We start from the raw sequence: 17,662 nt of genomic DNA on the forward strand, positions 1-17,662 counted from the left end.
CCGTAGCGCCGATGGTAGTGTGGGGTCTCCCCATGCGAGAGTAGGGAACTGCCAGGCATCAGATAAAGCGATAACCCTGACCTCACGGTCAGGGTTTTTTGCGTTTTGGGACCGGGAAATTATTCGGCCCAGAGTTAGTATTATGCGTACAGGGGCCGGGGGGATTGCGCTCAGAGTCAGGATTATGCGTACAGGGACCGGGGAATTGCGCTCAGGATCAGGGTTACTGCATTCAGGCCCCGCTCGCGGTCATGACTGTTACGTGCTGGCCTGTAAATCAGCCCGTAACCTTCACTCAGTACCGGCAGAACGGCGCTGTTTTTCCCGCCACTGAGCAATAAAATCCACCACGGTATCCACCGCATTCAGGTCCAGCAGAGGCACCCGGCACTCGAGCAGGATGTCACTGGCCAGCGCAATAACGTGCTCGTCCAGCCCGTCGGGGAAGGGTTTTCCCGGCTCATGCCGGTAAAGCACTATCTTCGGCACTGCTTCGCCTTTAAAGCCCTCAATCAGAATCAAATCAAGCTTGCTCTCATCCATTCTGCTGGCCAGATAATGCAGATCCAGCGTGTCAGCCGCAGACGTTTCGGTCATTAGCGCCCAGCGCTGTTGACTGGCGACTATCACCTGATCGGCACCGGCTTTACGTAGCTCGTAGCTGTCTTTTCCCGGCTTATCAATTTCCATGTCGTGATGGGTATGCTTAATCAATCCGCAGCGGACACCCCGCTCTGAAAGCAGTGGGATCAGCTGCTTCAACAGCGTCGTTTTTCCTGTGCCGCTTGCCGCGACAATAGCTAACAGAGGGATCACAATGCCTCACTCTTACCCAGGAGATCGCTGGGAGAGTTAAGATTTGCGAAAGCGGCAGGGCAGCTATCGAAAGAGACAGCATGACCACCCGCCTGCTTAAGAAATAGCATGACTCGTCGTTCCCCGGCTGCGAGAAATGAAGCAAGATCTCCCGCTAAACAGACGTTTATCAGCGCCAGCGTCGGATGGTCGCGATCGCCACTCCGCGCCCAGACTGCTGATGCATCCTTTTTCTCCTGCCACAGGCGCGCAACTAAGTCGTCAGGAAGCTCTGGCGTATCACAGGGTGCAAAAACGGCCCAGTCGTTAGCGATATTTTGTAATGCCGTTAACATGCCTGCCAGTGGTCCGGGAAAGTCCGGCAGAGTATCTGCGAACACCGGTATACCACTCTGCTGATAAATAGAAATATTACGGTTTGCACTGATGCAGAGCTGGCTTACCTGGGGAGAAAGTCGCCCTAACACATGCTGATAAAGCGGTTTACCCCGCCACGGGATGAGACCTTTATCCTCACCGCCCATACGACTTCCCTGGCCACCAGCGAGAATTACCCCCGTGATGGGTGGGAAGGAGATCCTGGACATAAAGCTTACACCCTCTTTTAATGTGGGTTTAACCCTGCTAACGTAGCAGAATTGACCTTTTAACAGGAACAACAGCATGAAATGCCATCGCCTGAACGAACTCATTTCCCTGCTTCAGCCAGCCTGGCAGCAGGAACCCGATCTTAATTTAGTAGAATTTTTGCAGAAAATCGCGGATGAAGCGGGTTTTACCCAGCCCATTAGCGATATTACCGACGACGTTCTAATCTATCATCTTAAAATGCGCGGCACGGATAAAGATGAAGCTATCCCCGGTCTGAAAAAAGATTATGAGGAAGACTTTAAGACCGCTTTGCTGCGTGCCCGCGGCGTGATTAAAGATTAAATCACCATTTACCGTCATGCTGCCTGTTTGATGATATTCTTTATCGCTAATTCATTTGCGATAATCTGTGAGTATGTCGGATGAAAGGACCTGCCTTTAACTTTCAAAACCTGGATCCTGATACCATTCTGGATGCGCTGTGGCAGACCGGAATTCGGGTAGAGTCAGGGCTTACTGCCCTGAACAGCTATGAAAACCGGGTCTACCAGTTCTCCGATGAGGACAGGAAACGCTACGTCGTCAAATTCTATCGCCCGGAGAGGTGGTCAGATCAACAGATCGCCGAAGAGCACCAGTTCACTACCGAGCTGCTTAATGATGAGGTGCCCGTCGCGGCACCGTTGCTTCTTCAGGGAATGACCCTCCATCAGCATCAGGGCTACCGCTACGCGGTTTTTCCCAGCCTGGGAGGCCGGCAGTACGAAACGGACAACTATGATCAGCTGGAGTGGGTAGGGCGTTTTTTGGGCCGAATCCACCAGACGGCCAGAAAGAAGACCTTCACCGTGCGGCCGACCCTGGGTCTGAAAGAGTATATCGAAGAGCCTCTGGCCGTTCTCGAGCAGAGCCGCCTGATCCCGGCAAAGCTCATAGAGCCTTTATTAGCCAGCGTCAGGCTTATCGGCACAACTTTACATAATTACTGGCATACTCAGTGGCAGCCGATGCGCCTGCATGGCGATTGCCATCCGGGTAATATCCTCTGGCGCGACGGCCCGCTGTTTGTCGACTTGGATGATGCGCGCAATGGCCCCGCCATTCAGGATCTCTGGATGCTGATCAACGGTGATGTTCAGGAGCAGCGTATCCAGTGGGATATTTTACTGGAAGCTTACAGTGAATTCAGTGAGTTCGACTCACATGAATTGTCACTGATTGAGCCTTTACGCGCCATGAGGATGGTTTATTATCTGGCATGGGTGGTCCGCCGTTGGGAGGATCCCGCATTTCCTGCAAGTTTCCCGTGGATGACGGACGAGGATTTCTGGCGCAGGCAGATAGCTATTTTTAATCAACAGGCAAAGCTGTTGCAGGAACCCCCGCTGCAGCTTGTACCTACTTTTCAGGGTTGATGGCCCTTTTGCTGTTAGGAGAGAATTTTCCAATGAAAAAGATTTGGTTTGCGCTGGTCGGCATGATGCTGGCAATGAGTGCATCGGCTGCACAGTTCACCGATGGTCAACAGTATGTGACAATTCAAAAGCCCGTTACCGGTGAACCTCAGGTTATGGAGTTCTTCTCCTTCTTTTGTCCTCACTGCTATGAGTTTGAACACGTCTGGCACGTTAGCGATGCGGTGAAGAAAAACCTGCCCGCGAACACCAAAGTGACCAAATACCACGTGGAATTCCTGGGTGGAGAGATGGGCAAAACCCTGACCCAGGCATGGGCGGTGGCGATGGCGCTGGGTGTGGAAGATAAAGTGACGGCCCCTATCTTTGATGGCATTCAGAAAACCCAAACCATTACCGACCCGGCCAGTCTGAAAGCGACCTTTGTGAAAGCGGCCGGTATTAAACCAGAAGATTACGATGCGGCGTGGAACAGCTTTGTGGTGAAATCGCTGGTTGCGCAGCAGGAAAAAGCGGCTGCCGACGTCGATCTGCGCGGTGTTCCTGCGATGTTCGTTAATGGGAAATACATGGTAAACAACGGCGGTCTGGATACCAGCTCAATGGACAACTACGTTCAGCAATATGCTAACGTTGTGAAATTCCTGCTGACCCAGAAGTAACCTGCTTTCAACCACACCAGCCTGCGGCTGGTGTGGTTATCTTCCCCATCCGGCTGAAAATTCTGTTCTTAATTTGCTTCTCCCGGTTATGCCGATCCGTTGGATCCGATCGCGCCACATTGATCGGGGCATAAATAATATCCACACTGAATTAATTTCGGCAGGGATAAAGCAAATCCTAAGGTAATCTACTAACCTTATGTAATGAATAATAATTTTAACAGTCCGCGATATCATGTTCTGGTTTTTGCAATACCTTTGCAAATTTACGCACAAACTTATCCACAGCTTGTTATTGGGAAGCTGTTCGCATAACTCATCCGTAAGGCACGATTCACCCCCGAGTTATTTCATCTTTTATACTCAGCTGTGGCATCCTTACCACATTGAAAAAACCAACGAAGAACGCGAAAACCTATGGCACAAATTGCAGAAAACCCGCTTATTCTGGTAGATGGCTCTTCTTACCTTTACCGTGCTTATCATGCCTTCCCTCCACTGACCAACAGTGCGGGTGAACCCACGGGCGCAATGTACGGTGTCCTGAATATGTTGCGCAGTCTGCTGCTGCAATATAAGCCTGACCATGTCGCCGTAGTTTTTGATGCCAAAGGCAAAACATTTCGCGATGAGCTTTTTGAAGATTACAAATCCCATCGACCACCTATGCCGGACGATCTTCGTGCGCAAATAGAACCCTTGCACAACATGGTAAGGGCAATGGGGCTGCCGCTGCTGGCCGTGTCGGGCGTAGAGGCCGATGACGTCATCGGGACGCTGGCGCGGGAAGCCGGGAAAACAGGCAAGCCAGTGTTAATCAGCACCGGTGACAAAGACATGGCGCAGCTGGTGACACCTGATATCACGCTGATTAACACCATGAATAATGCCATCCTGGGTCCAGACGAAGTGGTAGAGAAGTTCGGTGTTCCCCCTTCACTGATCATCGATTTTCTTGCCCTGATGGGTGACTCCTCAGACAATATTCCTGGCGTTCCTGGCGTAGGTGAAAAGACTGCGCAGGCGCTTCTTCAGGGTCTGGGGGGGATAAAAGACATTTATGCCAACCTTGATAAGGTCGCTACACTGACCTTCAGGGGCGCTAAGACCATGTCGGCAAAGCTTGAACAAAGCAAAGAGCTGGCTTTTCTGTCTTATCAGCTGGCGACGATCAAAACCGATGTACCGCTGGACGTAACCAGTGAGCAGCTAACGGTTAACGAGCCTGATGCAGAAACGCTGCTCGGCCTGTTCCGTCACTATGAGTTCAAGCGCTGGATAACCGATCTGGAAGAGGGCAAATGGCTACAGGGCAGGAAAGGCTCGCCAGCAGGACAGAAAGCGCCGGCAGAAGCAGTCGCTGAGAGCAGCGTCAGTGAGGTAGCCAGCGTGCTGTCATCCGATGGCTACGTCACCATTCTGGATGAAGAAACCTTTGAAGCCTGGTTAAAAAAGCTGCAGGACAGTTCACTGTTCTCTTTCGACCTGGAAACGGATTCACTCGATACCCTCAGCGCCAATATTGTCGGACTCTCTTTTGCGGTTGCGCCAGGTGAAGCGGCCTACCTGCCGGTGGCGCATGACTACCTTGATGCGCCCGTTCAGCTTGACCGTGACAGCGTCCTGGCACGTCTTAAACCCCTGCTGGAAGATAACAAGGCGTTTAAGGTTGGGCAGAACCTGAAGTATGACCGCGGCGTGCTGAAAAATTACGATATTGAACTTCAGGGCATCCGGTTTGACACCATGCTGGAGTCCTACGCGCTCAACAGCGTAGGGGGTCGGCACGATATGGATACGCTGGCCACCCGCTGGTTAAGCCATAAAACGGTCACCTTTGAGGAGATCGCCGGCAAGGGCAAAAAACAGCTGACCTTTAATCAAATCGCCCTGGAACAGGCCGCCCACTATGCCGCTGAAGATGCAGACGTTACGCTTCAGCTGCATCTTAAAATGTGGCCGGAGCTGGAAAAAGAAGCGGGTCCCAAACAGGTTTTTGACGAGATTGAGATGCCGCTGGTTACGGTTATCTCACGCATCGAGCGCAACGGGGTTTTCATTGACCAGGGTATTCTGGCGAAGCATTCGATTGAGCTTACCGAGCGCCTGGCCGGACTGGAGCAAAAAGCACATGAGCTGGCAGGTGAGCCGTTTAATCTCTCATCACCAAAGCAGCTGCAGACTATTTTATTCGAAAAACAGGGGATTAAGCCCACGAAAAAAACGCCGGGCGGTGCGCCTTCTACCAGTGAGGAAGTCCTTGCCGAACTGGCGCTTGATTACCCTCTGCCGAAGGTGATCCTGGAGCATCGTGGCCTGTCCAAACTGAAGTCCACCTACACCGATAAACTGCCGTTGATGATTAACCCGGTAACAGGGCGTGTCCATACATCCTATCATCAGGCCGTCACGGCGACCGGGCGTCTCTCATCGACCGATCCTAACCTGCAAAATATTCCGGTACGCAACGATGAAGGACGTCGTATCCGTCAGGCGTTTATTGCCTCTGAAGGCTGCAAAATTGTTGCTGCTGATTACTCGCAGATTGAGCTGCGTATCATGGCGCATCTTTCCCAGGATAAAGGTCTGCTGAGTGCTTTTGCCGATGGGCAGGATATCCACCGTGCTACGGCGGCGGAGGTCTTTGGCATGACGCTGGATAAAGTGACCGGCGAGCAGCGCCGCAGCGCTAAGGCTATAAACTTCGGTTTGATCTACGGGATGAGCGCATTCGGGCTCTCACGTCAGCTCAATATAGGCGCAGGCGAAGCAAAGAAATATATGGATCTCTATTTCGAGCGTTATCCTGGCGTGCTGGACTACATGGAAAATACACGTCAGCAGGCAGCAGAAAAGGGCTATGTCTCTACGCTGGACGGTCGCCGTCTCTATTTACCCGATATCAACGCCAGCAATGCGATACGCCGTAAAGCCGCAGAGCGTGCTGCAATTAATGCGCCCATGCAGGGGACTGCCGCCGATATTATCAAGAAAGCGATGATCGCCGTAGACGGCTGGTTAACGCCGCAGTCGATGCCGGAGGTGAAGATGATTATGCAGGTACATGATGAACTGGTATTTGAAGTTAAAACCTCCGAGGTCGAAGCCGCATCGGCGAAAATCCGCGAGCTGATGGAAAACAGCATGACGCTTGACGTTCCGCTGCGTGTGGATATCGGCGTAGGTGATAACTGGGATCAGGCCCATTAATTACCAGAGTAGAAAAGGATAAGGTGCTGATGCCGGCTTTTAGCCAGGCGCAAACCGTTACAACGCTAACCCAGCAGGCCGACAAAAGTCATTTTGTTGGCCTCTTGCTTAATCCATAAGAATTTCGTGTACTTAAAAGCGACAGCGGGTAACGTTTCCCCTGTTTGCTCAGAATTTCAGCTAAACATCTCTCCTGTAAGCATTTTTTTAGTAATTTAGCTACAAGTCGAGCGGGTTTATGTGAGCTGGGTTGGATAAAGCTGGGGGTTTTCTGGAAGTTAACTACAAAAAACCCTTTTTAGGCCCCAAAAAATCATGTAGAGTTTGAGTCGTAGGGTACAGAGGTAAGATGTTCTATCTTTCAGACCTTTTACTTCACGTAATCGGATTTGGCTGAATATTAGCCGCCCCGGTCAGTTATGACTGGGGCGTTTTTTATTGGGCGTAGCCCAGAACAAACGCTTTACTGTGGTTCGTACAGACTTTCGTCTTCAACAGCAGGGGGGATGTCGGTAAACCAGCTGTCCAGCTTCTGGCTCAGCTTGTCGACGCCAATTCTTTTAAGTGAAGAGAAAACTTCTACCTGAATATCACCCACAAAGCCTTTAGCCGCTTCACGCACAAGATTGAGCTGAGCTTTGCGCGCGCCTGAAGCCAGCTTATCCGCCTTGGTCAACAGAACCAGTACCTGAATATCGCTCTGAACGGCCCACTTAATCATTTGCTGATCCAGGTCCTTAAGCGGATGACGGATATCCATCAGTACCACCAGGCCTTTCAGACATTCACGTCTGTGCAGATATTCTGACAGGGCATGCTGCCACTTCAGCTTTACCTCTTCAGGAACTTCCGCATAGCCATAGCCCGGTAAATCGACCAGGCGGTAGCCTTCTGCAACCTGGAAAAGGTTAATCAGCTGGGTACGGCCAGGCGTTTTACTGGTACGGGCCAGCGATTTCTGGTTGGTCAGCGTGTTAAGCGCGCTGGACTTGCCCGCATTCGATCGGCCTGCAAACGCCACTTCGATTCCGCTATCGGAGGGAAGGTGACGGATATCAGGGGCGCTGGTGACGAAATGAGTGAGATGATAATTCCAGCCAGACAAAATAAAACTCCAGGAAAAAATGTGCAATTGCGCTGAGTATACCCTGTATAGAATCAAAGCGCCCAGCTCACCGCAGCCAGGTCCACTCTTTGTAAGAGATTTGCTACAGGTCATGTCAGCGTTTATCGTTTGCTGTTAATTTGGAAAAATGTAAAAAATTCTAATAAACAACGTATTAGTATAGTTTCGAGTTTTGGCGTAAAAATAGTTACGCTGTCTGACTTGAGAGTTTGTCTTAATGGTCTAAAGTATTGGTCAGAACCTGGAGGGTTCTCTTCAGGATGAAGCGCTCAGGGTAGGCAGGATGCTGCTGAGCAGGGATGGAGAGGCGTTGTGGATAATGCCCCGAAATGGAAAGGAACACGTCCGGGAAGGATGAAACGGCAAAGGAAAACCGGGATGTTGTATGCCCAAAAGGATGCTGACTCAGTCAGTCCTTCTGCGGAAGGTGCGAAAAAAGGCGACAGGGAGACCTGCCGCCTTTTTTCTTTGTCTGCTTTCTGCTAGATTTCGCCGCAATTCTATACTGAATATAAAAAGTCTGAGAGCAGAAATCATGAAGCAACCTGCACGTAAACCCCAGGATAAAAAACCAGCAGCAAAAAGCCCGCGCAAAGCACGCGTTGACCTTAATGCTGAAGCGCGCGACCGCAAGCGCGACAAGAAGCAACGTGGCAATCCTACCGGCAGTCGCGCTAATCCTCTTGCCCAGGCCCAGAAAGGCAGCACGGACAACAAAAGCAAAGATCCGCGTATCGGCAGCAAAAAGCCCGTAGCCCTGGGCGCGGCCTCCGCTGCGGCTAAGCCCGTGAAGCCGGCTAAGGTGGCTAAACCGGTGCAGGAAGAGAAGAAACCCCGCATGACGCCGGAAGAAGAGCTGGCCACCCTGGAAAATAACGAACGCCTTGACGCGCTTCTGGACAGGCTGGAAAACGGAGAAACACTGTCAGCGGAAGATCAGGCATGGCTGGATCAGTCCCTGGATCGTATCGACGTGCTGATGGAGCAGCTGGGTATCGCACTGGATGATGATGCGGATGATGATAAAGAAGCCGAAGAAGACATGTACCGTTTGCTGAAGGGCGGTCAGTAGTTACTCCGGACGACGTCAGGCTGAACGGCAGCGCCACCAGCAGGTGCTGTCGTTTTAAAAGGTTTCTCTGCTTATGAATTGGCCTGGATCAATTTTTGCGTTAATTCTGTTCTGCTGGCTGGCCTGGGCATTGGTTAAACTACGCCGTCTGTCGCGGCTGAAAAACCGGCTGCGCAGAAAGGCCGTTCGTTCGCTTCCGGGTCATCCTCCTGTTATCCGACGATCGGCAACCCGACGCCGCCGCAGGAGTGAATACCGTGATCCAGACGATTGAATGGGATCTGAATCTGATCCAGAAGTACAACATCTCCGGACCCCGCTATACCTCTTATCCCACCGCGCTGGAATTTCATCAGGATTATACCGAAGCAGCCTTTTTGCAGGCGGCGCAGCGTTATCCTGATCGTCCGCTTTCATTGTATGTTCATATCCCTTTCTGCCATCGGCTGTGCTATTTCTGCGGCTGCAACAAAGTCGTGACGCGACAGCAGCATAAGGCCGACCGCTATCTGGACGCGCTTGAGGTGGAGATCAACGCCCGCGCGCCGCTGTTTCATAAGCGCACCGTCACGCAGATGCACTGGGGCGGCGGTACACCGACATATCTTAGTAAAACGCAAATTACCCGACTGATCGATTTGCTAAAAAAGCAGTTCCGCTTTAGCGAACAGGCAGAACTGTCGATTGAGGTTGATCCCCGTGAAATTGAGCTGGATGTACTGAACCACCTGCGGGCTGCGGGATTTAACCGTCTCAGCATGGGGGTGCAGGATTTCAATAAAGCCGTGCAGGAAAAGGTCAATCGGATACAGAGTGAAGAGGTCATTTTTTCCCTTGTCGAACGTGCCCGCCAGCTCGGATTCACCTCGACAAACCTCGACTTAATCTACGGTTTACCGTTGCAAACGGCCGAGAGCTTTGCCTTTACGCTTAAGAAGGTGGCCGCACTCGCGCCTGACCGGCTCAGCGTATTTAACTATGCGCATATGCCGGCGCTGTTTGCCGCCCAGCGTAAGATTAAAGAAGCCGATCTGCCGGATGCGCAGCAAAAACTCGATATCCTGCAGCAGTCCATTACCACTCTGACCAACGCGGGATACCAGTTTATTGGTATGGACCATTTTGCGCGCCCGGATGATGAACTCGCCGTGGCCCAGCGAGAAGGGCGGCTGCATCGCAACTTTCAGGGCTATACGACGCAGGGCGAAAGCGACCTGCTGGGTATAGGGGTTTCGGCTATCAGTATGCTTGGCGACAGCTATGCGCAGAATCATAAAGAACTTAAGGTCTGGTACGCGGCCATTGACGAGCAGCACACGGCGCTTTGGCGGGGACTGAAGCTTACAGAGGATGATTGCCTGCGACGTGACGTGATTAAGGCGCTGATCTGCAGTTTTTCCCTGAATTTTGCCGATTTCAACACGCGGGATCGCACCTTTAGCGACTATTTCGCCGCGGATCTGCAACGCCTGACGCCTCTGATGCACGATGGGCTGGTGGATATGGACGAGAAGGGCCTTCAGGTGACCGCTAAAGGACGTTTGTTAATAAGGATTATCTGTATGTGTTTTGACAGTCATCTTCATCAGAAGGCGCACAGGCAGCAATTTTCACGGGTAATTTGATTTGGGATGGATGAAACAGCCCCCATCACAGTGATTGTGATGGGGGCCGTTTTTATGACCGTTCATCTGGGGAAGAGTCAGGCGCGGAGGAAGATATGCGCTTATTCCATTCCAAGCTCTTTCAGCTTGCGGGTCAGGGTATTTCGGCCCCAGCCCAGCAGGCGGGCTGCTTCCTGTTTATGTCCCTGCGTGTGGCGCAGTGCGGTCGTTAGCAGCGTACGCTCAAGTTCAGGCTGTGCCTCTGACAGCAGGTTTTGATGACCGGAACGCAGCGCACGGTCAGCCCACTGCGCCAGTAGCGTCGCCCAGCTGTCCGGCAGCGACTGCACCGGACTGTCGGGGGAGGCGGTTTCAAACAGCTCGGAAGGCAGATCCTGAATCAGCACTTCCTGGCCCGCCGCCATTACCGTTAACCAGCGACAGGTGTTTTCCAGCTGGCGCACATTGCCCGACCAGTGCAGGCGGGTCAGCGCCGTTTCGGTTTCCGGATGGAGGATTTTGGCCTCTACGCCCAGCTCGCGCGCCGCTTCCTGTAGGAAATACCCTGCCAGCCGGGGAATATCCTCGCGTCTTTCCCGCAGTGGAGGCAGATGGACGCGGATAACGTTAAGACGATGAAATAAATCCTCGCGGAATTTACCTTCCTGTACCCGGAGTTCAAGGTTCTGGTGGGTTGCGGCAATTATTCGCACGTCCACCTTCACCGGCGCATAGCCGCCTACGCGGTAAAACTGGCCGTCAGCCAGCACGCGCAGCAGCCGGGTTTGTACATCCAGCGGCATATCACCAATTTCGTCGAGAAAGAGTGTGCCGCCATCGGCCTGCTCAAAACGCCCCTGTCGAATCTGATTGGCACCGGTAAAAGCCCCTTTTTCATGGCCAAACAGCTCCGACTCAATCAGATCCTTCGGGATGGCGGCCATATTCAGGGCGATAAAGGGGGCTTTAGCGCGCGGGCTGTGTCGGTGTAGCGCATGGGCGACCAGCTCTTTACCCGTCCCGGATTCACCGTTAATCAACACGCTGATTGAGGAGCGCGAAAGCCGGCCAATAATGCGAAAGACATCCTGCATGGCTGGCGCTTCACCGATAATATCGGTGGTGGGGCCACTTACCGGCTGATTTCGCGGCTGCTGCTGTTCCTGATAGTGGCTAATTGCGCGTTCGACCAGCGCAACCGCCTCGTCGATATCAAAGGGCTTTGGCAGGTAATCAAAGGCTCCCTGCTGGTAGGCGCTGACGGCCGCATCCAGATCGGAATGCGCGGTCATGATGATGACCGGGAGCATGGGGTGCCGCTGTTTTATCTGTTTAAGCAGCGCCAGCCCGTCCATACCCGGCATACGGATGTCTGAAAGTAAAACGTCCGGCGTTTTGGAGGCAAGGGCATCAAGCACCTTATTCCCGCTGTCGAAAGAGACGCAGCTTAACCCTGCTCCCGTGAGCGCGCGTTCAAGCACCCAGCGAATGGAGCTATCATCATCGACGATCCAGACTATCCCTCGTTGCATAGAAACCTCTACTTCCGAATAGGCAGAAAAACAGAAAATTCGGTGTGGCCAGGCCAGCTACTGAATTCTATTTTTCCTGAATGTTGGTCGATCAGACTTCGCGCGATCGACAGGCCCAAACCGGTGCCCCCTTCACGTCCGCTGACCATCGGATAAAACAGCGTGTCCTGTAGCTGTGCCGGAATGCCCGGGCCATCATCTTCAATATCAATACGCGCCACCAGCCGATAACGTACACCGTGCAGCGTGAGCTGAAAGGCGGTGCGGGTGCGCAGCGTAATGGTGCCGCCCTCTTCGCCCAGCGCCTGGAATGCATTACGCACGATATTCAGAAGAACCTGTTCTATCTGATCGGGGTCGTGTGGCAGTTCAGGCAGGCTGGGATCGTAATCCCGCACCAGCGTAATGTTATCCGGCAGCTCCATCGACACCAGCGTAAATATGCGCTCGACCACCTGATGAATACTTTGCGTGATGTGCATGCCCGGCTGCTGCGGTCCGAGCAGGCGATCGACCAGATTGCGCAGGCGATCTGCCTGTTCAATAATCACCCGGGTATACTCCGTGAGCGACGGATCGGGCAGCGCTTTCGCCAGCAGCTGTGCCGCGCCACGCAGTCCACCCAGCGGATTCTTGATCTCATGGGCGAGACCGCGGACTAAATCCCGGGCGGCGACCTGTTGGGCATGTTGGATCTGTTCCTGGCTGAGGCGGCGCTGGTTATCCATCGGCGCCATTTCCAGCAGGATTAACCCTTCAGGAAGGCGCTGCGCGGTGAGTGACATAACGTGCGCCCGGCTATCGACCACCAGCGTGACCTCGCTGTCGGTAAAACCCTGACCTGCATTCAGACTCTCATGCATGACGTCGATATTGAGCGAAAAATACCCCATCAGATCCGGCAGCGGTGTACCAAAAAGCTTGCGGGAACTTTGCGCCAGCAGCTGCTGTGCCGCGGGATTGGCGTAATGAACGACCAGTTCGCTATCGACCAGTAAAATACTGTTGATCAGCGAATTGAGAATTTGCCCAGCATCGGGCTGCGTGCCTGTTGCCATGCATAAACCCCTGCACTGTTTTAGTGCATTATAGTCAGTGAAGCCGGTAAACGTCTGCCTGAACGGAGAATGCGCGGTGAAAAAAGCCCATCCGGAGATGGGCTATAATTTCCACGGCATTCTTCCGATTGCTGCCCTGTTGCGCCAGAGATTACGCCGGGCCTATAGCGACATCAGACGCTGTAGTAGAGTTCAAACTCAACCGGGTGTGGCGTCATACGAACGCGGTCCATTTCGGCCTTACGCAGATCAATGTAGGCGTCGATCGTTTCATCAGTAAATACGCCACCGCGCGTCAGGAACTCACGGTCTTCATTCAGCGCATTAAGCGCTTCTTCCAGTGAACCTGCTACTTTCGGGATCTCAGCTTCTTCTTCCGGCGGCAGGTCATACAGGTTTTTGTCCATCGCGTCGCCAGGATGGATTTTATTAATAATACCGTCCAGGCCAGCCATCAGCAGGGCAGAGAAGCACAGGTACGGGTTGGCCGCCGGGTCAGGGAAGCGTGCTTCAATTCGACGCGCTTTCGGGCTGGCAACCACCGGGATACGGATTGAAGCTGAACGGTTACGGGCAGAGTACGCCAGCATAACCGGGGCTTCGTAACCCGGGACCAGACGCTTGTAGGAGTTGGTGGTCGGGTTAGAGAGGGCGTTAATGGCCTTCGCGTGCTTAATTACGCCGCCGATGTAGAACAGGGCAGTTTCAGACAGGCCGCCGTATTTGTCGCCGGCGAACAGGTTGTTACCGCCCTTGGAGAGAGACATATGGCAGTGCATGCCTGAGCCGTTATCACCAAAGATAGGCTTAGGCATAAAGGTCGCGGTTTTGCCGTAGGCGTGGGCAACGTTGTGCACGACATATTTGTAGATCTGAATTTCATCGGCTTTCTTGGTCATGGTGTTGAAGCGGGTAGCCACTTCGTTCTGACCCGCTGTCGCCACTTCGTGGTGATGCGCTTCCACAACCAGGCCCATCTGCTCCATGGTCAGACACATAGCAGAACGAATATCCTGTGAGGAGTCGACCGGTGGAACCGGGAAATAACCGCCTTTCAGACCTGGACGGTGGCCTTTATTACCGCCCTCGTATTCTTTGCCGGTGTTCCATGCCGCTTCGATATCGTCGATAGCCACGTGAGAGCCGGAGGTGGTTGCGCCGAAGCGGACGTCGTCAAACAGGAAGAACTCAGGCTCGGGGCCAAACAGCACGGTATCGGCAATGCCGGATGAACGCAGGAAGTCTTCTGCACGCTTGGCAATGGATCGTGGATCGCGGTCATAACCCTGCATGGTGCCAGGCTCAAGGATGTCGCAGCGGATGATCAGCGTGGAATCTTCAAAGAAGGGATCAAGGACCGCGGTGGTCGCATCAGGCATCAGCACCATATCTGATTCGTTAATGCCCTTCCAGCCACCAATCGAGGAGCCGTCAAACATCTTGCCTTCCTCGAAGAAGTCAGCATTAACCTGATGAGCAGGAATGGTGACGTGCTGCTCTTTACCCTTGGTATCGGTAAAGCGCAGATCGACAAATTTGACTTCATGCTCGTTCATCATCGAAAGGACGTGTTCAGCGGACATACATAACTCTCCTGGATTTGGTCATTGTCGTTATGGTAGAGAACTCTGCGGCGAACTTTGCTTATATGGCACAGTCGTCCGATACTAAGATCTCTGACAAGCTATCAACCGTTATGGAAATGGGCATTTATCGCTTACTTAATTAAAGCGAAATCTATGCCAACTTTATTATTTGCCCCAAAAAGCGCTATGATGCGCGCTCTCGCTTCATGAGAGCTGCACCATGATGGAAGTCGCGCACCATTATGGTGCCAATCGGTGCGCTATGCGCACTAATTTGGTGCATTTTTTCGATGGAGTGCATTTCTTGCACTGTAAATGGCTACAAAAGCAATCCTGACAGTTATCTTTAATTGAAATTTGTGATCCTGTTCAGTCCTTCGATTAATCCGTGTACAATAGCGCGCTATTTCTAATGCCTGAGGCAAAGCTGTGATCGAAAATTTGCGTAACATCGCCATTATTGCCCACGTTGACCATGGTAAAACTACCCTGGTTGATAAATTGCTACAGCAGTCCGGTACCTTTGATGCCCGTACTGAAGCAACCGAACGCGTAATGGACTCCAACGATTTGGAGAAAGAGCGTGGGATTACCATCCTCGCAAAAAACACCGCCATTAATTGGAATGACTACCGCATCAATATCGTGGATACCCCAGGACACGCCGACTTCGGCGGTGAGGTTGAGCGTGTGATGTCAATGGTCGACTCGGTGCTGCTGGTTGTGGATGCAATGGATGGCCCTATGCCGCAAACCCGCTTCGTGACCAAAAAAGCCTTTGCTAATGGTCTGAAGCCGATCGTGGTCATCAACAAAGTTGACCGTCCTGGCGCACGTCCAGACTGGGTTGTGGATCAGGTATTTGACCTGTTCGTAAACCTGGATGCGACTGACGAGCAGCTCGACTTCCCGGTTATCTATGCGTCTGCACTGAACGGTATTGCGGGTCTTGACCATAACGATATGGCAGAAGACATGACCCCGCTGTATCAGGCTATCGTGGATCACGTTTCACCTCCACAGGTTGAGATGGATGCGCCATTCCAGATGCAGATTTCCCAGCTGGACTACAACAACTACGTTGGCGTTATCGGCATTGGCCGTATCAAGCGCGGCAAAGTGAAGCCCAACCAGCAGGTAACCCTCGTTGATAGCGAAGGTAAAACCCGCAACGGTAAAGTCGGTAAAGTTCTGACGCATATGGGTCTTGAGCGTATCGAAGCGACCGAAGCCGAAGCGGGCGATATCATCGCCATCACCGGCCTGGGCGAGCTGAACATCTCTGATACCATCTGCGATCCGCAGAGCGTTGAAGCGCTGCCAGCCCTGAGCGTTGACGAACCTACCGTGACCATGTACTTCAACGTCAACACCTCACCGTTCTGTGGTAAAGAAGGTAAGTACGTGACTTCACGTCAGATCCTTGACCGTCTGAACAAAGAGCTGGTGCACAACGTGGCGCTGCGTGTTGAAGAAACCGAAGACTCCGACGCCTTCCGCGTTTCGGGTCGTGGTGAACTTCACCTGTCTGTTCTGATTGAAAACATGCGTCGTGAAGGCTTCGAAATCGCCGTTTCACGTCCTAAAGTTATCAATCGTAAAATCGATGGCCGCATGCAGGAGCCGTTCGAGAACGTGACGCTGGACATTGAAGAACAGCACCAGGGTTCTGTGATGCAGGCAATGGGCGAGCGTAAGGGTGATGTTAAAGACATGATCCCAGACGGCAAAGGCCGTATTCGTCTCGATTACCTGATCCCGGCGCGTGGCCTGATCGGCTTCCGTACCGAGTTCATGACCATGACCTCCGGTACCGGTCTGCTGTATTCAACCTTCAGCCACTACGACGACGTTCGTCCGGGTGAAATCGGCCAGCGCCAGAACGGCGTGCTGATCTCTAACGGGCAGGGTAAAGCAGTAGCCTTCGCCCTGTTCAGCCTGCAGGATCGCGGTAAGCTGTTCCTGGGTCACGGTGCAGAAGTGTATGAAGGCCAGATCATCGGTATTCACAGCCGTTCTAACGACCTGACCGTAAACTGCCTGACCGGTAAGAAGCTGACCAACATGCGTGCTTCAGGTACTGACGAAGCGACTACGCTGGTTCCGGCTATCAAGATGTCTCTGGAGCAGGCTCTGGAATTCATCGATGATGACGAACTGGTCGAAGTAACGCCTGCGTCCGTCCGTATTCGTAAACGTCACCTGACTGAAAACGATCGTAAACGCGCAAGCCGCGGTCCTAAAGAGTCTTAATCGCTCGTTAGGGACTGTATCAAAAGGCCGGATCCCCTCCGGCCTTTACTCTTCCTGCCCATTTTCAAACCCCATTCCTGTTCAGTCTCCCCTTTTACCGCTAGAGTGAATAGCTCACCGGCACACAAGGAGATGACCATGCTGTATATCTTTGACTTAGGTAACGTCATTGTTGATATTGATTTCAACCGGGTTCTTGGCGTCTGGAGCGATCTGGGCCGCGTTCCGCTGGCCACGCTGCAAAGCCGTTTTACCCTGGGTGAAAGCTTCCAGCGCCACGAGCGGGGGGAAATCAGCGACGAAGATTTTGCTACACAGGTCTGCGACGAACTGGGCCTGGCGTTGGGATTTGAACAATTCGCCGCAGGCTGGCAGGCCGTGTTCGTTAGCGTCCGCCCTGAAGTGGTTCAGCTGATGAACCGGCTTCGCGCGCGCGGCGATCGGGTGGTTATCCTCTCCAATACTAACCGCCTGCATACCGAATTCTGGCCTGAGGAGTTCCCTGAAGTCAAAAGCGCGGCGGACAGGATCTATCTTTCCCAGGATATGGGGATGCGCAAGCCTGAGGCACGGATTTATCAGCAGGTATTACAGGAAGAGGGCGTTACGGCTGATCAGGCCATCTTTTTTGACGATAACGCAGACAATATCGCAGCGGCTCGCGCGCTGGGCATTCATAGCGTGCAGGTTACCGATGCCAACGTTGTTCCTGCCTTTTTCGCCGATCGCGTTTAACG

At 52.8% G+C, this 17,662-nt stretch carries 15 protein-coding genes; 9 read left to right on the top strand and 6 right to left on the bottom strand.

Annotated elements, in window-relative coordinates:
- Positions 1-291: 291 nt before the first annotated feature.
- Positions 292-816, bottom strand: a complete 525-nt coding sequence (mobB, locus tag ACLRGG_RS05645) for a molybdopterin-guanine dinucleotide biosynthesis protein MobB (protein WP_416248813.1) — start codon at positions 814-816, stop codon at positions 292-294.
- The gene (gene mobA, locus ACLRGG_RS05650) at positions 813-1,403 is read right to left on the bottom strand and encodes a molybdenum cofactor guanylyltransferase MobA (RefSeq protein ID WP_416248814.1); all 591 of its coding nucleotides are present in this window, start codon (positions 1,401-1,403) and stop codon (positions 813-815) included. Before mobA ends, mobB begins: the two co-directional genes overlap by 4 nt.
- Positions 1,404-1,479: 76 nt before the next feature.
- Between mobA and ACLRGG_RS05655 the strand changes: the two genes are divergently transcribed.
- From ACLRGG_RS05655 to spfP, 5 genes are all read left to right on the top strand, one after another.
- Positions 1,480-1,749, top strand: a complete 270-nt coding sequence (locus ACLRGG_RS05655) for a YihD family protein (RefSeq protein ID WP_416248815.1) — start codon at positions 1,480-1,482, stop codon at positions 1,747-1,749.
- Between the two features lie 80 nt (positions 1,750-1,829).
- The gene (locus ACLRGG_RS05660) at positions 1,830-2,822 is read left to right on the top strand and encodes a serine/threonine protein kinase (RefSeq protein ID WP_416248816.1); all 993 of its coding nucleotides are present in this window, start codon (positions 1,830-1,832) and stop codon (positions 2,820-2,822) included.
- 32 nt (positions 2,823-2,854) lie between these two features.
- A complete protein-coding gene (dsbA, locus tag ACLRGG_RS05665; protein WP_416248817.1) occupies positions 2,855-3,484 on the top strand; it encodes a thiol:disulfide interchange protein DsbA in 630 nt (209 codons plus the stop codon).
- A 417-nt stretch (positions 3,485-3,901) separates the two neighbouring features.
- On the top strand, positions 3,902-6,694 hold the full coding sequence (gene polA, locus ACLRGG_RS05670; RefSeq protein WP_416248818.1) for a DNA polymerase I: 2,793 nt from the start codon (positions 3,902-3,904) through the stop codon (positions 6,692-6,694).
- A gap of 349 nt (positions 6,695-7,043) precedes the next feature.
- The gene (gene spfP, locus ACLRGG_RS21430) at positions 7,044-7,091 is read left to right on the top strand and encodes a small protein SpfP (RefSeq protein ID WP_071892919.1); all 48 of its coding nucleotides are present in this window, start codon (positions 7,044-7,046) and stop codon (positions 7,089-7,091) included.
- Between the two features lie 66 nt (positions 7,092-7,157).
- On the opposite strand, the gene yihA is transcribed toward spfP, so the two are convergent.
- The gene (gene yihA, locus ACLRGG_RS05675) at positions 7,158-7,799 is read right to left on the bottom strand and encodes a ribosome biogenesis GTP-binding protein YihA/YsxC (protein ID WP_416248819.1); all 642 of its coding nucleotides are present in this window, start codon (positions 7,797-7,799) and stop codon (positions 7,158-7,160) included.
- Between the two features lie 556 nt (positions 7,800-8,355).
- Here yihA and yihI point away from each other — a divergent pair.
- Both yihI and hemN read left to right on the top strand, forming a co-directional pair.
- On the top strand, positions 8,356-8,892 hold the full coding sequence (yihI, locus tag ACLRGG_RS05680) for a Der GTPase-activating protein YihI (RefSeq protein ID WP_416248820.1): 537 nt from the start codon (positions 8,356-8,358) through the stop codon (positions 8,890-8,892).
- A 257-nt stretch (positions 8,893-9,149) separates the two neighbouring features.
- Positions 9,150-10,517 (top strand): oxygen-independent coproporphyrinogen III oxidase, encoded by a 1,368-nt coding sequence (gene hemN / locus ACLRGG_RS05685; RefSeq protein ID WP_416248821.1) that lies wholly within the window; start codon positions 9,150-9,152, stop codon positions 10,515-10,517.
- A gap of 101 nt (positions 10,518-10,618) precedes the next feature.
- On the opposite strand, the gene glnG is transcribed toward hemN, so the two are convergent.
- The 3 genes from glnG to glnA all read right to left on the bottom strand — a co-directional run bounded on the left by glnG (position 10,619) and on the right by glnA (position 14,669).
- Positions 10,619-12,028 (bottom strand): nitrogen regulation protein NR(I), encoded by a 1,410-nt coding sequence (gene glnG, locus ACLRGG_RS05690; RefSeq protein WP_416248822.1) that lies wholly within the window; start codon positions 12,026-12,028, stop codon positions 10,619-10,621.
- 8 nt (positions 12,029-12,036) lie between these two features.
- Complete coding sequence (gene glnL / locus ACLRGG_RS05695; protein WP_416248823.1) at positions 12,037-13,086, bottom strand: nitrogen regulation protein NR(II); 1,050 nt, start codon at positions 13,084-13,086, stop codon at positions 12,037-12,039.
- A 173-nt stretch (positions 13,087-13,259) separates the two neighbouring features.
- The gene (gene glnA, locus ACLRGG_RS05700) at positions 13,260-14,669 is read right to left on the bottom strand and encodes a glutamate--ammonia ligase (protein WP_067709211.1); all 1,410 of its coding nucleotides are present in this window, start codon (positions 14,667-14,669) and stop codon (positions 13,260-13,262) included.
- 432 nt (positions 14,670-15,101) lie between these two features.
- Between glnA and typA the strand changes: the two genes are divergently transcribed.
- Together typA and yihX are read left to right on the top strand one after the other, a co-directional pair.
- Positions 15,102-16,925 (top strand): ribosome-dependent GTPase TypA, encoded by a 1,824-nt coding sequence (gene typA / locus ACLRGG_RS05705; protein ID WP_067709213.1) that lies wholly within the window; start codon positions 15,102-15,104, stop codon positions 16,923-16,925.
- Between the two features lie 138 nt (positions 16,926-17,063).
- Positions 17,064-17,660, top strand: a complete 597-nt coding sequence (gene yihX, locus ACLRGG_RS05710) for a glucose-1-phosphatase (RefSeq protein ID WP_416248824.1) — start codon at positions 17,064-17,066, stop codon at positions 17,658-17,660.
- Positions 17,661-17,662: the final 2 nt, after the last annotated feature.

Origin of the sequence: Erwinia sp. PPS120, from assembly GCF_047918655.1 — a bacterium.
Classification (GTDB): domain Bacteria; phylum Pseudomonadota; class Gammaproteobacteria; order Enterobacterales; family Enterobacteriaceae; genus Erwinia; species Erwinia tasmaniensis_A.

Excerpts from the sequence above, each read along its gene's own strand:
- glnG (WP_416248822.1), bottom strand. The coding sequence starts at position 12,028 with ATGCAACGAGGGATAGTCTGGATCGTCGATGATGATAGCTCCATTCGC.
- ACLRGG_RS05655 (WP_416248815.1), top strand. The coding sequence starts at position 1,480 with ATGAAATGCCATCGCCTGAACGAACTCATTTCCCTGCTTCAGCCAGCC.
- yihI (WP_416248820.1), top strand. The coding sequence starts at position 8,356 with ATGAAGCAACCTGCACGTAAACCCCAGGATAAAAAACCAGCAGCAAAA.
- glnL (WP_416248823.1), bottom strand. The coding sequence starts at position 13,086 with ATGGCAACAGGCACGCAGCCCGATGCTGGGCAAATTCTCAATTCGCTG.
- glnA (WP_067709211.1), bottom strand. The coding sequence starts at position 14,669 with ATGTCCGCTGAACACGTCCTTTCGATGATGAACGAGCATGAAGTCAAA.
- dsbA (WP_416248817.1), top strand. The coding sequence starts at position 2,855 with ATGAAAAAGATTTGGTTTGCGCTGGTCGGCATGATGCTGGCAATGAGT.
- polA (WP_416248818.1), top strand. The coding sequence starts at position 3,902 with ATGGCACAAATTGCAGAAAACCCGCTTATTCTGGTAGATGGCTCTTCT.
- yihX (WP_416248824.1), top strand. The coding sequence starts at position 17,064 with ATGCTGTATATCTTTGACTTAGGTAACGTCATTGTTGATATTGATTTC.
- ACLRGG_RS05660 (WP_416248816.1), top strand. The coding sequence starts at position 1,830 with ATGAAAGGACCTGCCTTTAACTTTCAAAACCTGGATCCTGATACCATT.
- mobA (WP_416248814.1), bottom strand. The coding sequence starts at position 1,403 with ATGTCCAGGATCTCCTTCCCACCCATCACGGGGGTAATTCTCGCTGGT.